This is a genomic window from Thiosulfativibrio zosterae, from assembly GCF_011398155.1.
Classification (GTDB): domain Bacteria; phylum Pseudomonadota; class Gammaproteobacteria; order Thiomicrospirales; family Thiomicrospiraceae; genus Thiosulfativibrio; species Thiosulfativibrio zosterae.
Genome location: NZ_AP021888.1, coordinates 269,378 through 292,554, shown reverse-complemented (window position 1 = coordinate 292,554; position 23,177 = coordinate 269,378). Strand labels below are relative to the sequence as shown.

Genomic DNA, 23,177 nt, shown 5'->3' with positions numbered 1-23,177 from the left:
ATCTTGTTCTGCATAAGCAGATTCTATTAATACTTAATGATAAAATTCTTTTTAACTTTCATTTAGCCAAATAACAAAAGTTAATAAGAATTTTTTAGTTAAAAAAAAAGGCTTATTTCTAAGCCTTTCTTGAGTTAACAATTACTTGTTATCAACAGGAGGAACGGTATCGTTACCTTTTTCCAAGCCTTCAATACCGCGTGTTGCTTTCCATGCAAATCCCACCAGTGCAACGATGGATAAAACCAAAGCACCTAGTGAAATCCAAAGAACGAAATCATTGTTTAAATCATTCATAAAATTCTCCCAGTTTTAGAGTCTAATGATAGAAAGAATAAAAAAAGAGAGCTTTACGCCCTCTCTTTTTTTGATTATTGACCACCACCTAAAGCGTGAACATAAACGGTTAAGCGTTTGATGTTTACATCTGCATTAGGTAGACGCTCTTTGAAAGATGGCATGTAAGCTTGTTTTGTACCTGGAATAAGTTCTCCAGCTTTTTTAACATTCACACCATATTTGATAACCGCAACAACATCATCACGATCACCAGAGAAACGCCAAATACCATCAGTAAGGTTTGCAGCACCTGCTGGAGCCAAAGGTTTACCCACTGGACCATGACATGCTAAACACATACCTTTTGCATAAACTGCTTTACCAGCTGCATATGCGGCATCGTCTGCTTTACCTTCTGACAAGGCAATCACATAATCAGCAACTTGTTCAATTTCTTGATCATTCAAGTTACCCATCATGCCTTTCGCTGGCATATTACCAACACGACCGTTCACTAAAGCTGCTTGAATTTGTGCAGGCTTACCACCCCACAACCAATCATCATCAGCTAATACTGGGAAGTTAGGATTACCTTGACCACCAGCACCGTGACAACCCGCACAGTAATCACCAAACAATACCTTTGATGTCGCAACTGCATAGGCTTTTAGGTCATCATCTTTTAAAATTTCATCAACAGAAAGCGCTGCTAACTTTTCTTCTTTATCAGCAAACTTAGCCTGTCTCCAATCTTTTAGAACTTTGAAGTCTTCATGGTATTCACCAACCTGAGTCCATCCCGCAACACCCTTAGTGTAAGAATCTGCTAATGGAATAGTTGGGTAGTAGATTGCATAAAATACAATCATCACGAAACCAGCATAGAAAGACAACATCCACCATAAAGGTGCTGGGTTATCTAACTCTCTTAAATCTTCATCCCAAATATGTCCAGTATTCCCTTCATCTGGCCATGGATTATGATGCGCCATAGTTTATTCTCCTCAGAATAATTTTTAATCTTCCAGCATCTGGTGTTTTACTTTTTCTAGCTCTTCCTTTCTACTCGGCTTTAGCGCACGGTAGAAGGTATAAGCCATTCCGAAAAACACCAAAAGTGTAATTACTAGTCCAACCCAGTCATGGCCTGTCATAGCAGACCAATCTGTGCTGAAATACTCTTGAATCTTACTCACGGTAAGCCTTGCTATCGTCTAGTTTAACCATTGTGCCTAGTACCTGAAGGTAAGCTACAAGAGCATCCATCTCTGTATAACCTTTGACCGCTTCATTGGCATTGGCAATTTCTTCATCGGTATATGGAACACCTAGGGTACGCATAACAGACAAACGCGTTGACATATTACGCTCAGTACCGAAGAAATCTTTTTCGATGCTGTTTTCATTCAACCAAGGGTATGCTGGCATAACAGACTCAGGAACCATGTCTTGAGGGCGTGTTAAGTGCATAACATGCCATTCATTTGAGTATTTACCACCCAAACGAGCCATATCTGGACCAGTACGTTTTGAGCCCCATTGCATTGGGTGATCATACATAGATTCAGTTGCTAGAGAGAAATGACCATAACGCTCACGCTCATCACGGAAAGGACGAATCATTTGCGAGTGGCAAATATAACAACCTTCACGCAAATAAATATCACGACCCGCTAATTCAAGAGGCGTGTAAGGACGAACACCATCACCCGCTTTCCAATCACCAATCACCCATTTACCGTTCTTATCTTGCTTGTATAAAGCTTTCTCAGAAACCAATTTGCCATCAGCATCTTGTGTAAATGTACGCTCCCAGATTAACTCAGGGAATTTTTCGTTTTTGGCGTTACCATATTTATCTGTTTTTTCTGTAAAGTCGTTTGCTTCTTTAAGGAAGAACAACGGTACAATTTCAACAATACCTGCAATTGAGACTGTTAACGCAGTTACCATGAAAAAGGCAAATACGTTTTTTTCCAGCCAATCAATTACATTTAATTTTCCGTCTTTATGATCTGACATGAGTTTTTGCTCCTCAACTCATAATTTCTAAATGTGTGAGAGCTCCGCTCTCACACCTTATCACTTAATCAAATTAAGCGTGTGCTACTGAAACACCAGCAGTTTGTTTTGCATTTGCAGTACGAATTGTCATCACTACGTTATAAAGCATGATAACCGCACCTGAGAAGAACAAGAATCCACCCAAAGTACGCAACGCATAGTAAGGATGCATGGCAGAAACTGATTCAGCAAATGTGTAAGCCAAAGTACCGTACTCATCGTAAGCACGCCACATTAGACCCTGCATGATTCCAGAAACCCACATAGCAACGATATAGAACAATGTACCGATTGTTGCCAACCAGAAATGGAAGTTAATTAACTTCATTGAATACATTTCAGTGTTCCATAGTTTCATAACCATGTGATACAAAGCACCGATTGAAACCATTGCAACCCATCCTAGAGCACCTGAGTGAACGTGACCAACTGTCCAGTCTGTGTAATGAGATAGTGCGTTAACAGTTTTGGCAGCCATTACTGGGCCTTCAAAAGTTGACATTGCATAGAAAGCTAAAGAGATAATTAAGAAACGTAAAATATAGTCAGTACGCAATCTATCCCAAGCACCTGAAAGCGTTAACATCCCGTTTAACGCACCACCCCATGAAGGAATGATCATCGCTAGAGAAATTACAGCACCTAAAGATCCTGTCCAATCTGGCAAAGCTGTGTATTGAAGGTGGTGAGCACCTAACCATACATAACCGAACATTAATGCCCAAAAGTGGATAACCGATAGACGGTAAGAGTAGATAGGACGTTGAGCTTGCTTAGGCACGAAGTAGTACATGATTGCTAAGAAACCTGCAGTCAAGAAGAAACCTACTGCGTTATGTCCCCACCACCACTGAATCATGGCATCTTGTACACCGGCAAACATAGAGTATGAACGGAATAAAGAAACAGGTAATGCTAAACCGTTTACAACATAGAGGTAAGTGATGGCAATCATCATACCCATGAAGAACCAGTTAGAAACATAAACGTTTGGATATTTTTCTTTATCACGCGAAGCAATCGTCATAACGAAGTTCATGGTGTAAAGCGTCCAAACAACAGCGATAGCGATAGCTAACGGCCATTCTTGTTCGTGGTATTCTTTACCAGTTGTCATCCCTAAAGCTAGAGTAATAACAACGCCTAGTAAACCGATTGTGAAAAGAATGGCGGTTAACCATGCCATCTTATTACACCAAAGTTTTACACCGTTGGTTCTTTGAACTGTGTAGAAAGCTGTTGCCATCAATGTCATACCACCAAACGCGTAAATTACGGTGTTAGTATGAATTACACGCAAGCGTGCAAACGTGATTTCAGCAATATCAAAGTTCAATACTGGCCAAGCTAATTCTGCCGCGGCATAGGTACCCATTAAAGTACCCAATACCAAAAACACAATAGCACCGACCGATAGATATTGGACGACGCCATTATCATATTGTGGTTTTGCTGTAGTATCCATCAGTTGGATTCCCCCTTATAGTTTAAATAGTTAGTTCCGCTCCAAAGCCTAGGCTTTAAATACAGAGCTAAATTCCTCGACGCAATTATAGAACGCCAATAACTTTTGCCCGTACCAAAAGCTTTTTAAAACTTAACCTAAATCAATTTCTTGACAAAATTCAGACTTCAAAAGACTCTTTAAGCAAACTAAAGTTAAAATTTAACTAAATGATTATCGCAAAGAAGCCTTTCAAATCCTAGTATTCAATCAACAAGAAATTTTTATGACTCAATTAAGTATTTACTTATATCCTTATAAAACCGATTAAAGCCAGCCTCTGTTATTACATGAAAAATGCTTAAGTTTCGGTTATCATTGTCTGAATAAATTTATAAATAATTTTTTATGCCATACGACATCAAGGCTTTGTTATTTATATTCAACAATTTACGAAATAAAATGGATATGTTATGCGCCAAGCTTCCGTCAATCGTGACACCCTAGAAACGCAAATCCAAGTTACCGTCAATCTTGATGGCACAGGTAAAACTGACTTCAATACAGGCGTTCCTTTCCTGGAACACATGCTTGACCAGATTGCTCGTCACGGACTGATTGACTTAAGCATTCACGCCAATGGTGACAACCATATTGACGACCACCATACTGTTGAAGATATAGGTATTACGCTCGGTCAAGCCATTGCCAAAGCCGTTGGCGACAAACGCGGCATTAAACGCTATGGTCACGCCTATGTTCCGCTTGACGAAGCACTTTCACGCGTTGTGATTGATTTGTCTGGACGCCCAGGATTAGACTTTAATGCAAAATTTACCCGCGCTGCGATTGGTCGCTTTGACACCGAATTGGTTTTTGAGTTCTTCCAAGGTTTTGTCAACCACAGCCAAGCAACTCTGCACATTGACAATCTTAAGGGCCACAACTCACACCATCAGGTCGAAACCATTTTTAAAGCCTTCGGTCGCGCATTGCGCATGGCTTTAGAAACGGATGAGCGTATGGCTGGCCAATTGCCCTCAACCAAAGGGGCCTTGTAAATGGCCAATCAAAAACTGGTTGCCGTCATCGACTATGGCATGGGGAATTTACGCTCAGTTTCCAAAGCAGCCGAACATGTTGCCACAGACTCAACTCGCATTGTTGTCACCAGTGATGCACAGGTGGTTAAAGATGCTGATGCGATCATTTTTCCTGGCCAAGGAGCCGCAAAAGCCTGCATGCAAGCACTTGCAGACACCAACATGACCCATACACTGATTGAAGCCGCTGCTCAAAAACCTTTTCTAGGTATATGCATGGGCTTGCAGGTATTAATGACGCACAGCGATGAAAATAATGGCGTGACTTGTTTAGATATCATTCCTGGAACGGTCAAAAAATTCGAACTAGATAACTACCCAGAACTTAAATTGCCGCACATGGGCTGGAACCAAATTCATCAAACCCTTGACCATCCGCTTTGGCACAACATTGAACAAGACAATCGTTTTTATTTTGTACACAGTTACCATGTTGCCCCACAAGATCAAAATCTTATCGCCGGAACTTGCCAACATGGAACGCCCTTTGTGGCCTGCCTTTCCAAAGACCAACTGTTTGCCATTCAAGCACATCCAGAAAAAAGTGCGCAAGCCGGCATTCAACTTTTTAAAAACTTTCTCAGCTGGAATGGCCAGCGTTAAGCTAAAGCACCCAGAATTTAATAAGGATTTTTATGCTATTAATACCTGCAATTGACTTAAAAGATGGCGAATGTGTTCGACTCAGACAAGGCCTAATGGAAGATGCCACTGTATTTTCTGGCGACATCGTTGCTATGGCTGAGCGCTGGGTTTCTCAAGGTGCGCGTCGTCTACACATGGTTGATCTCAACGGCGCTTTTGAAGGCAAGCCTGTTAATGGGCAAGCCGTTTATCAAGTGCGCGAAGCCTTCCCAGACCTGCCCATTCAAATTGGGGGTGGAATCCGCGATTTAGAAACGATTGAAGCCTACTTAAAAGCCGGTGTCAGCTATTGTATTATCGGAACAAAAGCGGTTCACAACCCAGAGTTTGTTGCCGAAGCCTGCAAACAATTCCCAGGACACATTATGGTAGGGCTTGATGCCAAAGAAGGCATGGTTGCCATTAATGGCTGGGCAGAAGTGACTGACCATCATGTAATTGACCTTGGTAAACAATTCGAAAATGACGGCGTCGAAGCCATCATTTATACCGACATAGGTCGAGATGGTATGATGCAAGGCGTTAATATTGAAGCCACTCAAGCGCTCGCCAAAGCGCTAAGCATTCCGATTATTGCATCCGGTGGCATTACCAACCTTGATGATATAAAGGCCCTAGCCACGATTGAAAAAGATGGTGTGAGTGGTGCGATTACGGGTCGCGCCATATACGAAGGCACTTTGAACTTCAAAGAAGGTCAGGCATTATCTGACCAATTATCCAGCCAAAACTGAGTGACCTCATGAGCTTAGCCAAAAGAATTATTCCCTGTTTAGATGTTGACAATGGTCGCGTAGTCAAAGGCGTGCAATTTGTTGATATTCGTGATGCTGGCGACCCAGTCGAAGTGGCCAAACGCTACGATTTACAAGGGGCAGACGAAATCACTTTTTTAGACATTAAAGCCACTGCAGACAATCGTGACACTTTAGTGCATGTTGTCGAACAAGTTGCCAGCCAAGTGTTTATTCCACTGACGGTTGGCGGGGGGATTCGCTGCGTTGAAGACATTCGCAAAATGCTCAACGCCGGTGCAGACAAGGTTTCTATTAACTCTGCGGCCATTTTTAACCCAGGATTTGTTAAAGAAGCCAGTGACACCTTTGGCTCACAATGTATTGTGGTGGCGATTGATGCCAAAAAAGTATCTTTACCCGGTGATTCCGACAAATGGGAAATTTTTACCCACGGTGGCCGCAACCCTACTGGCATTGATGCCATAGAATGGGCTAAAGAAATGGAGCATTTGGGTGCTGGCGAATTATTAGTGACCAGTATGGATCGCGATGGCACTAAAATTGGCTTTGATTTAGAACTCACTCGCGGCATCGCTGATGCCGTTAAAATTCCCGTCATCGCCTCGGGGGGTGTCGGCGAATTGAGTCATCTGGCTGCGGGCATTACCGAAGGTCATGCCGAAGCCGTTTTAGCGGCCAGTATCTTTCATTTTGGACAACATACCGTTGAAGAGGCCAAACTCGCCATGCAACAACAAGGCATAGAGGTACGACTATGAACGATATCTTGCAACAATTAGATGGTATTTTAGAATCCCGTAAAAGCCAATCCGCTGAAGAATCCTATGTCGCCAGTTTATACGCCAAAGGATTGGATAAAATTTTGAAAAAAGTTGGCGAAGAAGCCACCGAAACCATTATGGCCGCCAAGGATGTAGCGCATAATGGTGATAAAAATCACCTGGTTTATGAAGTCGCAGACCTATGGTTTCACACCCTAGTCCTGTTGGCTCATCAAAACCTTTCTAGTCAAGACATCACCCAAGAATTACAACGCCGCTTTGGCCTCTCAGGGCATGAAGAAAAAGCTAACCGTTCCAACTAAAGGATAATCCATGAGCACTTTGTACGAACCGACTATTTTTTCTAAAATCATCGACCGTGAAATTCCGGCCGATATTATTTATGAAGATGAAAAATGCATCGTCATCAAAGACATCAACCCCAAAGCCCGAATCCACCTATTAGTGATTCCTAAAAAGGCCATTCCAACTTTATTTAATCTTAAACCAGAAGATAAAGATTTGATGGGACACATGATGTTATTACTGCCCCAGTTAGCGGAATCGCAAGGATTAAAAGGCTTTAGAACGCAAATCAATACCGGCGAAGCCGGTGGCCAAGAAGTGTTCCATATCCATATTCACTTATTAGGTAATTAAACAACTTAATTGGATTCATTAGAACATTCTGATATTATTGCCAGTCATTTTGACACAGCATTCATATTCATAAGCAAGAACACATTCGGAGAAACCCATGGGCATTAGCATTTGGCAATTATTAATTATTTTAGCAATCGTTTTGGTTTTGTTCGGCGCCAAGCGTCTTCGCAATGTTGGTAGCGACCTTGGAAACGCCATTAAAGGCTTCAAAAGCGCTGTTAAAGACGAAGACAATAAAGATGCAGCACAAGCCGCTAGTGAGCAAAAGCTTGAACAAAAGCCAGGCGAAAATGTGTTTGATGTAAAAGCAGAAGAAAAAAAGCCTGCTGACACCACGCCACCCAAAGCCTAAACCTAGGCGTCTAGCAGACGCCGGGTTATTCACTTCTCATACCAAAAAGCGAGATTCTCGATGTTTGACATTGGGTTAATGGAAATATTGCTGGTTTTAATTATTGCGCTCTTGGTGATTGGCCCAGAGCGTATGCCTGAAGTCGCTCGAAAAATTGGGCAATTTGTCGGCAAAACCAAACGCTTTATTAACACCATGAAAGAAGACAGCGAACTCTCAAACACGGTTCGTGAGATTCAAGCATCGATTAATCTCGAAGAAGAACGCAAACAACTTCACGAAATCAGCCAAGACCTTAACAATGACTTTTCTAGCATGACGCAAGAAATTGACATGAACGAGTTTCAACGCCCAACTTTTGGTGGACCAGCCCCCGCGCCGACCACTGGTAGCCAATTTAATAAAGCGCCCAGCCAACCGCTACCGCCACAAGCTCCTGCAACTGCGACTCCTGAACCAGTCATCGAAAAGCCTGTTGAGCAGCAAACTGCGCCAAAAGTTGCTGTTGCTTCCACACAACCTGCTGACCAAGCGCCACCAACTCCAGCAGAAAACAACACGGTTAAATCATGAGTCAAACAGCCTTACCGCCTAACGACCAAGAAATGACGCTGGTTCAACACCTGCTTGAATTGCGTGATGCTTTAACAAAAGGCATTATTGCCATCATTGTTTTGTTTGTGTGCCTGTTCCCGTTTGCGAATGACCTTTATTTATACATAGCAGAACCCTTAACCCGTTTCTTGCCGCAAGACGCCAGCATGATAGCAACCGGTGTTGCATCGCCCTTTTTAACACCCTTTAAACTCAGCATGGTTTTAGCGGTTTATTTGGCAATGCCCGTGTTGCTTTACCAGGTGTGGACATTTATAGCACCTGCACTCTATAAGCACGAAAGACAACTGGTTGCACCTTTGCTGTTTTTCAGCTCATTTTTATTTTATGCCGGTGGCGCATTTGCCTACTATGTGGTTTTCCCCTTAGTCTTTGGATTTTTATCCACCGCCGCACCCGATGGCGTGACCATTGCCACCGACATTTCACTTTACCTAGACTTTGTAATCAAAATGTTCTTCGCCTTCGGTATCGCTTTTGAAGTACCGATTGTTGTGGTCCTGCTCATTTTAACGGGCATGGCAACGCCTGAAAAACTCAGCCACATTCGCCCCTATATTGTTGTGGGCGCTTTTGTGATCGGTATGTTGCTGACACCACCGGATATTATTTCGCAAACTTTACTCGCCGTACCCATGTGGTTGTTGTATGAAGCTGGGATTATTGTGGGTGGCATAGTGCTCAAGGCGCGCACGGCTAGTAAAGAAGCCAGAGAAGCGGCTGCAGAAGAGAACAATGAATCCACTTCAACCACCGCAACTGCGGGCGCAGCCGCTACAACCGCTGCATCAGCGGCGGCGACTGCTGCAGAACCTGAGTTTGACAATCGTTATGCCGACCAATTAGATGACGATAAAGACTGGGATAAAGAGTTCGAACAAATTGACTCAGAATTTATGACGCTTGAAAGAGAATATATGGAGCGTCAAGCGGCCGAACAAGCAGAACAAGATGCCGCTGCTAAAGCTGCAGAAGAAGCTGAACAAAACAAGTCTGACTCTAATCATGCTAATAATGACGAGGTTGAGGTGGATGCGAGTCAAACACCTAAAAAACCAGAATAAAGCCCAAAAACTGCCTAAAAACAACCAGGCCTGGTTGTTTTTAGTGCCCTTTTGGCAGTTATTGAGCGTTAAGAACCAATCTGTTTTACCCCTAATCTTGCCCTTATTGCCACTTAGTTATTCTGGCATTCGTCACCCGCAACCCATCAATTTAAGAACCCTCTAATGGCTTTTTTAATTATCGGCTTTGTTGCCCTTTTTATTTTAACGTCCTTGCCCAATATTTGGACTAAGGCCATTCTAAAAAAACACCAAAAGCCGCACCCTACCATTCCAGGCACTGGCGCTCAGTTTGCCGAACACCTCATCAAAAAATATCAGCTTGAAGTCACCCTAGAAGAAACTCAGCAAGGTGACCACTATGACCCCATTCAAAAAGTGGTGCGCATTTCTTCAGAAAACTACCACAGCAATTCGCTGACCGCCATCACCACCGTTGCTCACGAAATTGGTCACGCCCTGCAAGACCAAGCACATTACGAACCTTTGTTGCAACGCACCCTAATGATTCAACGAGCCAGTTGGATGCAAAAATTCAGTGGCATTGCCCTGATGATAACGCCGGTGCTGATTCCCTTGATGCACACACCCATGATTGGCTTAGTCACTTTTGCGGCTGGCTTTATCGGCATGGGCATTCCTGTACTCATTCACCTAAGTACCCTACCGGTAGAAATGGATGCCAGCTTTAAACGCGCCCTGCCTTTATTGGCAGAAGGCGAATACCTCGACAAGTCCGACTTAAAAAAGGCTAAACAAATCTTGCGTGCCTGCGCCATGACTTATGTGGCGGCCTCACTCTCTAGCCTTTTTAATTTATGGAAGTGGCTGAGAGCCATCAAACGCTAACAGTAATGATTTCGTAAATAGAAGGCTAAAGCCTTCGCCCCATAAACTCTAGTCCAATTTTGGGAGCAGGCTTTAGCCTGCTTTTGAATCCATCACGATATTCACACCCAAGTTCAAGCCAACTAAAGACTGGCTTAGTCAACTCGAAACATTATTTATAGAAATCCCATAGAAAACTCGGCATAATAGACTGCTTCACCCATTAATACGGTTAAAAGGCTACTCCCAACATGAAACCCAAAATTCTGATTGCTGACGATACCCGTACCTCTAGAATGATGATGACCGCCGCCATCGGCGCAGATGTAAAAGAGTCCCACGACATCATTTATGCGGTTGATGGCGAAGAGGCCGTTCAACAATTTATGGACAACCAACCCGCACTCAGTTTTTTTGATTTGACCATGCCCAAAATGAATGGCATGGAAGCCTTAGAGCGCATTCTCAAAAGTCATCCCAAAGCCAAAATTGTCATCGTCACCGCGGACACTCAAAAAAGTACCCACGACAAAGCCTTGCAACTGGGTGCAATTGACTTTATTAACAAGCCCATTTCAGCCGACAAAATTGCTCGAAAGATGAGTATTTGGTTATGAGCGAACAAGAAGTTTTTTTTGACCAAGATCAGATTGATTACTTTCAAGAACTGATTAATATCGCCTTTGGCCGTGCCGCAGGTTTATTGCACGAATTTACAGGGCACGACATTCACCTGCATATTCCAGAGGTGAAATTTGAAAGCTACGAAGCCTTTTACCAAAAAATAGAGACCCGCTTAACCAATGAAACCGTCATTTCACAGCAAAACTTTAACGGCCAAATTTCTGGTGAAACCCTACTGATTTTAGACCGAGCGTCTGCCAAAACCCTCGCCAAAATCATGCATAAGGTGGCTGACCCCAACAATAAAGAAATTATTGCTTGCGCTTATGATGTGGGCAATATCATCACCACCTCATCCACAAAAGTGCTCGCCGACATCTCTAATTTGCCTATGTCTTACAGCACACCGGTTGCTGAGATCGTGCAAAAAATGGATTTACTGGCGCACTTAAATATCCAAAAATACGAAAGCGTGGTCACCATTACCACCATCTTAGATATCCCAGAGGCCAATATTCATTCTGAAGTCCACTACCTCTTCAAAAAACCCTCGCTCAAAATCTTGGCCGACTCCCTGAGTTTTTAACCTATGAACTTCAAGCAAATCCTCTCCAATATCAATGCCGGCGTCATCTTAATCTCGACTGCTAATGACAGCTACGAGATTTTATACAGCAATGAATGGATTGAAGCCTACGCCAAAAAAAGCATTACGCCAGGTACCTCTTTGTTTGAAGCCTTTGAACTCAGCCAATCAGAAAGAGCCATGCTTAACCGTAAAGTCAAAAGCGCGCTCTTCTTGAATGCGCCCAGCTTTTTGTCTGCAGAACATGAAGGTTATTTAATCCCCATCACCAATCAAAAAATCACGCGAGCTGACACCTTTCCGTTTATGCAGCAAGATGCTGCCATCATGCCTTACGATGCGGAAAAACAGCAAGTCGCCCTGATTATCTATGACTTTACTTCTTTAATGATTAGCCAGCGTGATTTACGCGACAAACAACAAGAACTTGAAGAAGCCATTAAAGAACTCAAAAAAGCGCATAAAAATCTCGCTGAAAAAACCGCTTTAATTGATTACCAAGCCAATTTCGACAGCTTAACGGGGTTGGCAAATCGTGTGTTATTACAAGACAGATTTGAAAGAGCCATTACTGCTGCACAACGCACTCAAACGCTGATTGGCGCCATCTATATTGACTTAGATTTCTTTAAACCCATCAATGACACTTATGGTCACTCTACTGGCGACAAACTGCTTAAAATGGCGGGCGATGTGATTTCTTTGTCTGTGCGAAAATCTGATACGGTGTCTAGAATTGGTGGTGATGAATTTGTGGTGTTACTGCCCAATATCAACGACCTAGCTCCTGTTATTAAGATTGCAGAAAATATTATCAACAAACTCGGGCATCCATTTACCATTGGCGACCATCACCTGCGTCTGTCAGCCAGCTTAGGAATTGCCACCTATCCCGCCAATGGCGATAACCCAAGCACACTGATTAAAAATGCCGATATTGCTATGTACCATGCCAAACGCATTGGTCGAAATAGCTACCAGATATTTGAAGATTACTTTGCTGAAGAACGCATGGCACAAACCAATTTAGAACAAGCCTTGCGTAAAGCCCTAAGCGACCCAAATTTCATTGCGCAAAAAGGCTTCTCAGTGGTTTTTCAGCCCAAGGTTAAACACCTTGAACAGGGTGCCATTAAAACCGTAGGCGTTGAGGCACTCATTCGCTGGGCGCATTCCGAGCATGGCGTTGTATCCCCTGAAAAATTTATCCCCTTAGCCGAAGCGGCAGGCTTGGTGTCCAAAATAACGCAATTTGTTTTTCATGAGAGCTGTAAACATCTAAAACTATGGCGCGTGATAGAACCCGATTTTATGGTGAGTGTCAACCTATCGGCTTACGATTTTGACAGACCCAATTTCTGCCAAGAACTGCTGGAAACCCTTAAATATTACGGATTGCCGCCCAGTGCGATTGACCTTGAAATCACAGAACACAATGCCCTACTTGTGAAGCAAGATAATTATCGCAAGCTAAACGATCTGAGAAACTTTGGGTTTAAATTGTCACTGGACGATTTTGGTACTGGCTATTCGTCCCTGTCTTTCCTTGCGCAAATTCCAGTGCATACGCTCAAAATTGACAAAGAATTTGTCTACAAAACGCAGTACTCACCAACCGATAAAGCCATGTTAGAAAGCATTATCAAATTAGCCCATTCGTTTAAATTAGATGTGATTGCCGAGGGCGTAGAAACCATCGAAAACCTAGAACAGCTCGCCAGTTTTGGCGGCAACTACTTCCAAGGCTATTTTTTCAGTAAACCCCTAGAAGCCGATGCCATTACAGTGAGATTGCAGAAAGAGAAAGAACAGCGCTTTTAATCGTTAAAACACCCAATCTAAAGGCTAATTTTTATTAAGCGCCACAGTTAAATAATCTTACTGTAAATGTCTGTGTACTTGAGGTTGCACCTTGAGAATCTGTCATATTAAAATCTACCAAGTCATAATAATGACCTAAACCATCCACCTGCGTTCCAGCCGCATAGCAATTATCATTTGAATAACTTAACTCACCCGTTGCAGAATCGAGCGTAACTGAAGCTGCATTTGACGCCGTACCCAGTAGACTATAGGTAAAATTATCACCTTCCACATCAAAGGCTGGTATTGACACGCTTACCGCTGTAGGCAGCACGCCATTATTGACATCATAAGCCAAGTCATAGTTAACGACCACACCACCCAAATCAAGTCGAGTGATGTTGAATGTACCGTTATTGCCTACAGACTCTGATAATCTGTCACCGAGCATCCAAATTTCATCATTATTAGTACCTATCAGTGCAATATCAGACACTTTTCCAACACTTTGACTTATATAAACTCCAGCGTTGCCACTAAAAGAATATTCCAAATCACCTGTTGAGTAATTAAACTTTGCCAGTTTTAGGGTGTTACTGATGCTATTGACCGTATTTGGGTTATAGCCTCCTATCAACAAACCATTATTAGGCAACATCTCAACACTCGTGGGAAACATTTGTGGTGCATCGCTTAAATCCAAGATTTTGTAACCTAATGAAAAATATGAATCTATAACGGCACTTCCATCTGCCGCTGATACCTTTCCTAAAATAAGTTTATTGTTTGAATCTTCATCTTTATAAGCTAACAAATACATCAATGCAGACCCATCTAATACCAAATTAGATGCAGTAAAAACTCCTAATGCATCAATAATCAATTCTAATCTTGCATTACTGTTGAAAGCAGCATTTATGGTTCCATCAGCATTTAATTTTGATATGAAAATATCACTATTATAAGCGCCCATATAGTAAATAGTATCGTCACTACCTATTACCACATCACTCAGATTGTCTAGAAATCCTTCACCGTATGCTAAGCCATTTGATGAATCTCCAAAAGTTGTATCATATACACCCGTAGAGAGAAGGCGCATAACAAGTGTGTTACTACTATCATCCAAACCCAGTACAATCATTTTAGTGCCTTGCATTAACAACCTGACTTGAGTGAAAGTGCTTGGTGAGTTGATAATAGACAGTTGTTTGACTCCGCTTGTTCCAAATGTAATATTCACCACACCTTCGCTATCCAATTGCATGATTTTAATTTGAGCAGCCCCTGCAGTCGGGTAAGCTATTAAAAAATTTACCTTACCATCAGATTGTTTTACAGCATCAATTTCCGCATTGGCATCAACATTAACTGTCAATATTCCATCCGTTCCATAGGTAGTATCAACCCTGCCATTTGCAAACCATCGCGAGATATAAAGTTTATTATTGATCTTATCTAATCCATAAATCAGAATTTTATGGTTATCCAGTTCAATCAAACCTTCGGCTGTTAAACCACTTTCTAAATCAAACGGATTACCAATAATAGGAGAAGATGTGCTTGCCAATAAAGCTACAGGGCTATCATTCACTGCATCGACTGTGATGTTGAGCGTTGAGGTGTCTGTGTCATTGGCGTCGTTGTTGTCTACCATCGCATAGCTGATCGCAGGCACCGACCCATTGAAGTTGGCCGCTGGCGTGAAGGTGTAGTCGCCGTTTGTGGCAATGGTGATGGTTCCTAAATTTACAATCGTAGCTGTTTGACCTGGTGTATAGCTTGTGGCGACTCCTGCCACACTGAAGCTGGTCACTGAGTGAGAGCTGCTGTCGGCATCTGTGAGGTTTGACATCACATTGCCACTGAGCGCGGTGTCTTCGTTGGTGCTGAGGGTTTCATCTGCATCACTCATGGCATTGGTTACTGCAACAACTGTGATGTTGACCACTGCCGTTGAGGTGTCTCCATCTGCATCGGTGATCGTATAGCTAAAGCTGTCAGCTCCGTTGTAGTTGGCCGCTGGGGTGTAGGTGAAGGTGCCGTCTGCGTTTACCGTCACTGTGCCGTGCGCTGGATCTGTCTCTTTTGTGAACACATTGCCACCATCGCCACTGAGGGTGTCATTTGTGGCTAGGGTGTCTGTGATTGCGCCATCTTCATTTAAGGTGAAGTTGTCCTCCACTGCCACAGGCACATCATCAACTGAGTTCACCGTTAGGTTGACCACTGCCGTTGAGGTGTCTCCATCTGCATCGGTGATCGTATAGCTAAAGCTGTCAGCTCCGTTGTAGTTGGCCGCTGGGGTGTAGGTGAAGGTGCCGTCTGCGTTTACCGTCACTGTGCCGTGCGCTGGATCTGTGGCTTTTGTGAACACATTGCCACCATCGCCACTGAGGGTGTCGTTTGTGGCTAGGGTGTCTGTGATTGCGCCATCTTCATTTAAGGTGAAGTTGTCCTCCACTGCCACAGGCACATCATCAACTGAGTTGACGCTGATGTTTAAGGTTGAGGTGTCTGTGTCAGTGGCGTCGTTATTGTCGACCATCGCATAGCTGATCGCAGGCACTGTGCCGTTGAAGTTCTCACTTGGCGTGAAGGTGTAAGCTCCGGTCGCAGCGATGGTGATGGTTCCACCGGTAATCGTCGCTGTGCTACCTGGTTGGTAGGTTTGGCCTTCGACTGTGAAGCTGGTCACTGAGTGTGAGCTGCTGTCGGCATCTGTGAGGTTTGACATCACATTGCCTGTCAACGCCGTGTCTTCAGCTGTTGTGAGTGTTTCATCTGCATCACTCATCGCATCGGTCACCGCAGTGACGCTGATGTTTAAGGTTGAGGTGTCTGTGTCATTGGCGTCGGTGTTGTCTACCATCGCGTAGCTGATCGCAGGCACCGATCCATTGAAGTTCTCACTTGACGTGAAGGTGTAAGCTCCGGTCGCAGCGATGGTGATGGTTCCACCGGTAATCGTCGCTGTGCTACCTGGTTGGTAGGTTTGGCCTTCGACTGTGAAGCTGGTCACTGAGTGTGAGCTGCTGTCGGCATCTGTGAGGTTTGACATAACATTGCCTGTCAACGCCGTGTCTTCAGCTGTTGTGACTGTTTCATCTGCATCACTCATCGCATCGGTGACTATAATCGTTAGCGTAGCGCTTGCATTAACCCCGCCATCATCACTGACTTCATAAACATAAGCATCTGTACCATTGAAATTGGCTGCCGGTGTATAAGAAAAACTCCCATTGGCGTTTAAGGTTATTGAACCGCCAGCTTGAGTAGTGTATGTACCAGAAACAATGCTTAAATCATCACCGTCCACATCCGTATCATTCGCTAACAAATTAACAGTTGAAGAAATATATTCAACATCTTTTGAAACGGTGATTGATTCACCATTGGCGGTCGGCAAATCATTAACGGGTTCAACTGTAATTGTTAAAGTCCCAATATCAGTTAATGCGCCGTCCGTCACTGTGTAGTCAACCGTATCAGTGCCATTAAAATTAGTTGCCGAAAGATAAGTGTAGCTTCCATTTGAAGCCAAAATCAAGGTACCACCTTGAGCAGTTGAGAAGGTTCCTGCCACAACACTTAGGGTGTTGCTATCTAGATCTGTGTCATTCGCATCTAAGTCTATCGTTGAGGTAAACACGGTATCTTCGATGGCGGTGATGCTGTCATCCACTGCAACTGGTGCGGTATTGGTTATTGGTGGAATCGTCGTCCCTCCCCCTCCTGTCGTGGTTCCATCTCCTGTTGTGGTTCCATCTCCTGTCGTGGTTCCATCTCCTGTCGTGGTTCCGTCTCCTGTCGTGGTTCCGTCTCCTGTTGTGGTTCCTATATCTGTATTGCCCGGTACGGGATCCCCTGTACCAACACCACTGTCGATAATTCCACCTAATTCTTCTTCTGAAGTAATGTTTTGTGTAATTGCTATATTGGTGAGTTGAGTAAAGTCGGCTGTACTTCCATCTATTAGATTATTGACAACTGTTGAATTGATAATGGTGATGGCTGTTTGAGTATTGGTAATATCAAAAGGTGTAGCATTAACGGTTTCACCAACAACTTCTGTTTTAAATAGCACCTTAGACGCATTGGCGTTGGTTGTGATTGTTGTGGTATTAAAAACATTATTAGATGCGGCACTTAAGGCGCTTACATTATTCAACAGGGCATTTCTGGTAGTTGGGTTGGCATTGGGTGAAGTGGTTGATAAGGATTGTGCCTGTGTTTTAACGGCATTACTAACTTTAGTACTTTGAGAGACTTGTATAATCACTTTATCTAATAAGCTATCGACAGAGTTGTCGGTGTTTGTGGGTTGATTATCTGCTCGTTGTAAATCGGTTGTAAAACTTGTAACATTTTGCGCCACAACTGCATAAACTGCTTCATTCAGTGCGTTATTTTGTGTTTTATCGCTAGTGGCAAGTGCGCTGGTTAAGGCTTGTACGGTGTTTTGAATATTAACAATTATTTTTAAGCGTTGTTGTTGCTTAGCTTTGTCTTCTGCTGTGGGATATTTTGCATCACTAAAGTCGAGGGGATCTAATTTATTTAAATCATCGCTTTCATTAAGGTTTAAAAGACTTTTAAGTGAAGCTTTCTGTTCGTCTGTCATGAAAGCTACTATCGAAGATAACGGCGTTATGACAATGCCTTCGGTTTGATTTTCATTTACTTCACTTGATAACTTTAGCTGCATCTCGCCTTCAAATGGCTTGTTGGTGACTAAATCAGTTCCGCCAGAAGATCTCAAAACCTGGCCTGCATATTCTTCTTTCATTGGAAAGCAATAAGCTGACGGCCCTACGGCACAATAGTCAACATTAGTTACAGGATTGTAGTTAAAGTAACCTAATGAATCTGTTTGGGCTTGGGGGTCGTTATCATCTATGACGCCATCGCCATTCGCATCTATATAAACTGTTGCACCACCAATAGCAGGGTCAACGACCAAGCCCGACATAACAATATTGCCCACGCCTGAAATATATTTTCCAATACCTTCTGCATCTAATTTTGAAGGTGAGTCACAGCCACTTAACCCACCAATAAATAAGGAAATTAAAAAAACTTTAGGGTAGTGCAGTTTGCAATTCATTTAAGAATCCATTAGAAATTCATTGATGTTGCGATGTACGCGGTTAATGATTGCACGGTTAAATCTTGAATGCGATTAGACCCTTCTAACAATCTGGCTTTCCCTGTTCCTTGACTATAATTTAAGCCAAATGTTAAGGCACTTAAGCGATTGTGTTGACTTAAGCTCCATGTTAAACCCAGCATATCCACATCAAACCCTGGCTGATTTAGGGATTTGTTATTTGAATTATTGGTATTCAAGCCAAATCGGGTAGATATTTTGGGAGAAAAGAAATACTCCATGCCCCCTGCAATATTTAATACCGAAGCATAGTCCGAAGTTTCTCCGTAATATTGGATATCGGTTGACACAATTAAACGAGAGTCTGGAAACCAAGCAAACCCAAGCTTGGCTTCTAATGGCAACTGTCTATCAGGTGCTTTAGACATGCCGACCGGAAAATAATTTCCAGCATCGACATTATTGCCTACTTTAGTAATCACCGTTACACCAGAGGTTTTATCTATACTGGCATTGGTAATTTGACTGTTTTGTGCCATAGGATCTTGAGAAAGCATAAATGTTTGAGCGAGGGTTGCACCCACTGAAAAAGTTTTAGAGGCATCCCACATGACACCTAACATTGGTTTTAAGCCCATCTCATTAGTTTTATACTTTTGAAACAGAATGTCATAAACAATATCTCCACTGGCATTATTGCTGGCTCGAGTTTCTTGTCTAAAGGTAAATTCGTCATTTCTGACATGAATATAAAGCGTTGCGCCCAGTGATAACTTGTCATTTAACTTGTAGGCCAAACTTGGACCAAATAGTAAGGTCGTATCGTCTTCTTTGTAGTTGATGATTTCATCTTGGATGGTCCAATTAGGGTCAGCTGCTTCATAATTATGAAAAGATTCATCTTGGCTGGCTTTGTTAGAATCTGGTACTGCGATTGAAAACCCAACCATGAATTCACCAAACGGTTGAAAGGCTCCGAAAAAATTAGCAATATTGGCATTCGATTTTCTTTCCCAGGTATGTCCGCCAGCGTTAATATTAGAATATTTGTAAGCAGTTTGATTATAGGCGTTTGCGCTGGCAGAAAGCTGGCCATCTGGCGCTCGCACTATGCCGGCTGGGTTGTAATAAAGCCCCGACGGATCATCAGAAATCGCAGTATAGGCGCCAGAAAAACCTGCCGCTCTGTCACCGATTAAGATATCACTATAATGATACTGATCAGCATACACTTTAGTGCTAATCAGCAATAAGATGCTGCTAAATAAAATTGCGGTGGACTTATACTTCATAATTTTCTGCTTCTTATTTTAACTTTTCATATATTCTTTAAAACGCTGTTCATGACTCTGTCCAAAGCGTTTCCAGGCAGGTCGGCCTTGCGTTTTTTGAGTCAAAATGGCTGTTCGGTCATCTATATTGGATTGATTAATAAGATTTTTGAACTCTGAACTTCCTTTGGTTTCACGCGCTTTTAAATAAGCTAACCAATGCGCTGGGCCGTAACCTAACTCATTTAACAAGCTCATGGTTGAGGAGTCCGCTTCTAGGTAAATTTCATCAGAGTGTTTTTGAAGATTTTGACGACGATTCAAGCCATACAGCATAGTATTTGCAATAAGACCCGCTAACTCAGCTTCATTATTTAGCTCGTTTAATACACTAGAGGACAGCAATACTTGGTTTACTTGAAGCCGCATCATTGGGAGGTCTGACTGAATAACTAACAACCCATTAAAATTTTCATACCCAATTGCTTTAGCAATCGAATAGGCAACCAAGTTCAAATAACGGTTGCGCTTTTCAGATGCATCAATTTGCGCCATATAGGCTAACGGCAAGATTCCTTTTTCAACGGTTTCAGCCAAAGCAAATTTAAATTGCTCTTGCCAACGCTTTTGATTCAAAGCACCATCATCAGATAAATCCTTCCGCAGTTGTTGCGACCTAACCTTAGCATTTTGAAACTCAAAATCTTGTATTTGAGCTTCAAAGTGGCTTAAAACTTCAACCCATGCCATCGGGTTATAACCTAAATTAATCATTGCCATGCTAATCGCATCATCAATATTTTTCTGTCCTTCTGGAATAGAAAATACCGTCAAGAGCGAGGCTAATTGTGCCTCATTTTCAAGTTGAGACAACAAACCACTAGAAATGACCGTGAAATAATCATAACGCTTATAAAAAACTTCATCTGACAAAACTGCAAAAACAGGCAAAACATTTTTCTTACCTTGAACAGCATTAACTGCGCCATTCATTTGATTTAAGTAACTTTGAAAACTTTCTGATTCAAGAGGTGGCGCATATAAAAATAGATTTTTAGCTAAGGTTTCTTCTTCCACATATTTGAAGATGGAGGCTAAGTTGTTATTTAAACGCTGTGGATTCTCAAATTGATCAAGTGGCTTTGTGCCATATAACTGCTGTTCTATGGCTTTAATACGCAAATGAAAAGGCGGGTGTGTTCTTACTCTATCTTTGACTTCTTCCTTGTGCTCGCTTACACGAGCGAGGTAGCCTGCCAAGGCTTTGGGGTCGTAGCCTGTTTTTAAGAGGATTTCTGTCGATATTTGATCGGCTTGATATTCATCTTTTCGGTCTTTAAGCCCCGCGCCTTTCCAAGTATCGAGCGCCTCGTCCATTGCCATGCTAAAAGCGGATGTCAGAGTCTGACCACCACCCATAATCATCGAGGACATTAAGCCTGTCATTTGATCGGCGTTTTTACCGCGTATTTTAAGTTGCTTAACGATGTGTCGCTCCGTCACATGGCCTATTTCATGCGCTAGAATACCGGCCAGTTCTGCTTCGTTTTCACAAAACTCAATCGCTCCCTTGGTGATAAATACATAACCTCCTGGTGCTGCAAAGGCATTAATTTGTTCATCATCCAAAATTGCAAAATAAAACTTTAAATCAGGACGATTGCTATTTTTAGCTAAACTTGCGCCTAACTCATTCACATACCCCTGCGCCACTTCATCAGCATACAAAGGCGACTGCCCCAACATTTTGGCCGCTAAATTGCGACCAAAATAGATTTCTGCCTCTAGGTCTTGTGGTGTCCATTCGTCCGCAGCCTCAAGCACACTCATGCGCGTGTTTTGCAGCGCTTGCACCTGCAAACTTAAGCTACTTAACAACCCCAAAACCAGTAATCGTAAAATCACTTTCAACCTCTGCACTTATTTAGACATGGGAATAGAGCGAATAAACGCTTCGATTTCAGCATCACTGGGGCGATAACTTTCCATCAACTTGAGCGCATCAAAATTTTGCCCACCCACCACTGGCGTATTGACTCCGTCACTCACCTCTTTAGCCGTTAAGCCACGGGCAGCAGCGGCTGTGGTAATCACCGATGCTCGTTGTCTAACATTATTTAAATCTTCTTCTTTAAAGTCCAAGATACTGGTTGCATTCTCATCTGGCTTAACAGGCGACAATAAAAATTTAGAAACCCAACCACTGATTTTCTCTGGGGTTTCAATTTTTACCCAAACCCCTTTCTTTTCTAAAACACTCACCTCAAGTCCTTGCGACAAGGTCGCCACCACTTCTGCCTTAAAGTTTGGCGACTCCATTAACTTGCACTGAAGGGAGCGGATATATTGAGACTCTGCAAATGTGGGCGGCGACAACATCAATAAAACTGTAAATAACACTGAAAAATACTTCATAAAACAATCTCTTAATTACACCTATTCTTTTATCATACTGATTTTAAAACGCCAAAATTCAATTAATTCTTATAACCCTATAAACCACACTTATCAGCGTGTTTTTGCGACCGCCCATGCCTCTATTCGTAATGCAGGAAGGTGAGTCTTTAAAACGCCTGCAATTGCCTGCATGGTGGCACCTGTGGTAATAACATCGTCCACCAACGCAATACTTTTGCAGCCTGCCAACGCCGCTACATTGACGGCAAACGCGCCTTTTAAATTTTCTTGGCGCTCTTTGGCGGTTAAATGAGTTTGGGTTTCCGTGGCTTTGATACGCTCAATCGCATCGGTGATGACAGGGAGATTGAGTTGCTTACCCCAATGCCTGGCCAACAGAGTTGATTGATTAAATCCGCGATTTAACAAACGCTCCAGGTGAATCGGCACGGGCAAGAGCGCATCCACCGCTCGACCTTTAAAATGATGCACTGAAATATCGGCCAGTAATTTACCTAAATGTAGCGCCGGTTGATATTTAAACTGCAAAATCAACTCCCTTAAATCACCCTCAAAATCAAATGCCGTTAAGGTGACATCAAAACTCGGTTTTTGGGTTAAACAAGCGCCACATACTTGAGCATTTGGCGTGGCCTCATTACAAATCGGACAGACTGCTTGGGTTTGCGAAAACCCTTCCAAAATCGCCTGAGCCAAATCAAATTGACTATTATTGGATAGTTTTTGGTGCGTGAGCACACAAGTGGGCGGAAATACCCAACGCTCTAACCGATTCACACCCCCTCCTTT

At 42.8% G+C, this 23,177-nt stretch carries 24 protein-coding genes; 14 read left to right on the top strand and 10 right to left on the bottom strand.

Annotated elements, in window-relative coordinates; all coding sequences use genetic code 11:
* Positions 1 to 141 precede the first annotated feature (141 nt).
* From THMIRH_RS01125 to ccoN, 5 genes are all read right to left on the bottom strand, one after another.
* Positions 142 to 297: a hypothetical protein gene (locus THMIRH_RS01125; RefSeq protein WP_173289942.1), complete on the bottom strand. Its 156-nt coding sequence runs from the start codon at positions 295 to 297 to the stop codon at positions 142 to 144.
* A 74-nt stretch (positions 298 to 371) separates the two neighbouring features.
* Positions 372 to 1,271, bottom strand: a complete 900-nt coding sequence (gene ccoP, locus THMIRH_RS01120) for a cytochrome-c oxidase, cbb3-type subunit III (protein WP_173289940.1) — start codon at positions 1,269 to 1,271, stop codon at positions 372 to 374.
* A 24-nt stretch (positions 1,272 to 1,295) separates the two neighbouring features.
* Positions 1,296 to 1,475 (bottom strand): hypothetical protein, encoded by a 180-nt coding sequence (locus THMIRH_RS01115; RefSeq protein WP_173289492.1) that lies wholly within the window; start codon positions 1,473 to 1,475, stop codon positions 1,296 to 1,298.
* Positions 1,468 to 2,301 carry a cytochrome-c oxidase, cbb3-type subunit II gene (gene ccoO / locus THMIRH_RS01110; protein WP_173289938.1) on the bottom strand — a complete coding sequence of 278 codons (834 nt, stop codon included), beginning with the start codon at positions 2,299 to 2,301 and terminating at the stop codon, positions 1,468 to 1,470. Before ccoO ends, THMIRH_RS01115 begins: the two co-directional genes overlap by 8 nt.
* Positions 2,302 to 2,374: 73 nt before the next feature.
* Positions 2,375 to 3,808 carry a cytochrome-c oxidase, cbb3-type subunit I gene (gene ccoN / locus THMIRH_RS01105; protein ID WP_173289936.1) on the bottom strand — a complete coding sequence of 478 codons (1,434 nt, stop codon included), beginning with the start codon at positions 3,806 to 3,808 and terminating at the stop codon, positions 2,375 to 2,377.
* Between the two features lie 452 nt (positions 3,809 to 4,260).
* On the opposite strand from ccoN, the gene hisB reads away from it, so the two are divergent.
* The 14 genes from hisB to THMIRH_RS01035 all read left to right on the top strand — a co-directional run bounded on the left by hisB (position 4,261) and on the right by THMIRH_RS01035 (position 13,607).
* Positions 4,261 to 4,848, top strand: coding sequence for an imidazoleglycerol-phosphate dehydratase HisB (hisB, locus tag THMIRH_RS01100; RefSeq protein ID WP_173289933.1), 588 nt, complete (start codon positions 4,261 to 4,263; stop codon positions 4,846 to 4,848).
* Positions 4,849 to 5,493: an imidazole glycerol phosphate synthase subunit HisH gene (gene hisH / locus THMIRH_RS01095; RefSeq protein ID WP_173289931.1), complete on the top strand. Its 645-nt coding sequence runs from the start codon at positions 4,849 to 4,851 to the stop codon at positions 5,491 to 5,493.
* 32 nt (positions 5,494 to 5,525) lie between these two features.
* A complete protein-coding gene (gene hisA, locus THMIRH_RS01090) occupies positions 5,526 to 6,269 on the top strand; it encodes a 1-(5-phosphoribosyl)-5-[(5-phosphoribosylamino)methylideneamino]imidazole-4-carboxamide isomerase (RefSeq protein ID WP_173289929.1) in 744 nt (247 codons plus the stop codon).
* 8 nt (positions 6,270 to 6,277) lie between these two features.
* Complete coding sequence (hisF, locus tag THMIRH_RS01085) at positions 6,278 to 7,051, top strand: imidazole glycerol phosphate synthase subunit HisF (protein WP_173289927.1); 774 nt, start codon at positions 6,278 to 6,280, stop codon at positions 7,049 to 7,051.
* Entirely contained in the window at positions 7,048 to 7,377 is a 330-nt protein-coding gene (locus tag THMIRH_RS01080) for a phosphoribosyl-ATP diphosphatase (RefSeq protein WP_173289925.1), read from the top strand. Before hisF ends, THMIRH_RS01080 begins: the two co-directional genes overlap by 4 nt.
* A 10-nt stretch (positions 7,378 to 7,387) precedes the next feature.
* Positions 7,388 to 7,714, top strand: a complete 327-nt coding sequence (locus THMIRH_RS01075) for a histidine triad nucleotide-binding protein (protein WP_173289923.1) — start codon at positions 7,388 to 7,390, stop codon at positions 7,712 to 7,714.
* A 97-nt stretch (positions 7,715 to 7,811) separates the two neighbouring features.
* Entirely contained in the window at positions 7,812 to 8,069 is a 258-nt protein-coding gene (locus THMIRH_RS01070) for a Sec-independent protein translocase subunit TatA (RefSeq protein ID WP_173289921.1), read from the top strand.
* A gap of 60 nt (positions 8,070 to 8,129) precedes the next feature.
* The gene (gene tatB / locus THMIRH_RS01065) at positions 8,130 to 8,642 is read left to right on the top strand and encodes a Sec-independent protein translocase protein TatB (RefSeq protein WP_173289919.1); all 513 of its coding nucleotides are present in this window, start codon (positions 8,130 to 8,132) and stop codon (positions 8,640 to 8,642) included.
* On the top strand, positions 8,639 to 9,748 hold the full coding sequence (tatC, locus tag THMIRH_RS01060) for a twin-arginine translocase subunit TatC (protein WP_173289917.1): 1,110 nt from the start codon (positions 8,639 to 8,641) through the stop codon (positions 9,746 to 9,748). Before tatB ends, tatC begins: the two co-directional genes overlap by 4 nt.
* Positions 9,717 to 9,914: a hypothetical protein gene (locus THMIRH_RS01055; RefSeq protein WP_173289915.1), complete on the top strand. Its 198-nt coding sequence runs from the start codon at positions 9,717 to 9,719 to the stop codon at positions 9,912 to 9,914. The genes tatC and THMIRH_RS01055 overlap by 32 nt, the downstream gene beginning before the upstream one ends.
* Positions 9,914 to 10,597 (top strand): zinc metallopeptidase, encoded by a 684-nt coding sequence (locus tag THMIRH_RS01050; RefSeq protein ID WP_173289913.1) that lies wholly within the window; start codon positions 9,914 to 9,916, stop codon positions 10,595 to 10,597. The genes THMIRH_RS01055 and THMIRH_RS01050 overlap by 1 nt, the downstream gene beginning before the upstream one ends.
* A 230-nt stretch (positions 10,598 to 10,827) precedes the next feature.
* Positions 10,828 to 11,193 carry a response regulator gene (locus THMIRH_RS01045; protein WP_173289911.1) on the top strand — a complete coding sequence of 122 codons (366 nt, stop codon included), beginning with the start codon at positions 10,828 to 10,830 and terminating at the stop codon, positions 11,191 to 11,193.
* Positions 11,190 to 11,786 carry a hypothetical protein gene (locus THMIRH_RS01040; RefSeq protein ID WP_173289909.1) on the top strand — a complete coding sequence of 199 codons (597 nt, stop codon included), beginning with the start codon at positions 11,190 to 11,192 and terminating at the stop codon, positions 11,784 to 11,786. The genes THMIRH_RS01045 and THMIRH_RS01040 overlap by 4 nt, the downstream gene beginning before the upstream one ends.
* Positions 11,787 to 11,789: 3 nt before the next feature.
* The gene (locus tag THMIRH_RS01035; RefSeq protein ID WP_173289907.1) at positions 11,790 to 13,607 is read left to right on the top strand and encodes a putative bifunctional diguanylate cyclase/phosphodiesterase; all 1,818 of its coding nucleotides are present in this window, start codon (positions 11,790 to 11,792) and stop codon (positions 13,605 to 13,607) included.
* A 34-nt stretch (positions 13,608 to 13,641) separates the two neighbouring features.
* On the opposite strand, the gene THMIRH_RS01030 is transcribed toward THMIRH_RS01035, so the two are convergent.
* The 5 genes from THMIRH_RS01030 to THMIRH_RS01010 all read right to left on the bottom strand — a co-directional run bounded on the left by THMIRH_RS01030 (position 13,642) and on the right by THMIRH_RS01010 (position 23,165).
* Positions 13,642 to 18,696, bottom strand: coding sequence for a tandem-95 repeat protein (locus THMIRH_RS01030; protein ID WP_173289904.1), 5,055 nt, complete (start codon positions 18,694 to 18,696; stop codon positions 13,642 to 13,644).
* Positions 18,697 to 18,707: 11 nt separating this feature from the next.
* Positions 18,708 to 19,991 (bottom strand): OmpP1/FadL family transporter, encoded by a 1,284-nt coding sequence (locus tag THMIRH_RS01025; RefSeq protein ID WP_173289902.1) that lies wholly within the window; start codon positions 19,989 to 19,991, stop codon positions 18,708 to 18,710.
* An 18-nt stretch (positions 19,992 to 20,009) separates the two neighbouring features.
* A complete protein-coding gene (locus THMIRH_RS01020) occupies positions 20,010 to 21,875 on the bottom strand; it encodes a M48 family metalloprotease (RefSeq protein WP_243831539.1) in 1,866 nt (621 codons plus the stop codon).
* Between the two features lie 15 nt (positions 21,876 to 21,890).
* Complete coding sequence (locus tag THMIRH_RS01015) at positions 21,891 to 22,385, bottom strand: SH3 domain-containing protein (RefSeq protein ID WP_173289898.1); 495 nt, start codon at positions 22,383 to 22,385, stop codon at positions 21,891 to 21,893.
* A gap of 93 nt (positions 22,386 to 22,478) precedes the next feature.
* Positions 22,479 to 23,165, bottom strand: a complete 687-nt coding sequence (locus tag THMIRH_RS01010; RefSeq protein WP_173289896.1) for a ComF family protein — start codon at positions 23,163 to 23,165, stop codon at positions 22,479 to 22,481.
* Positions 23,166 to 23,177 lie beyond the last annotated feature (12 nt).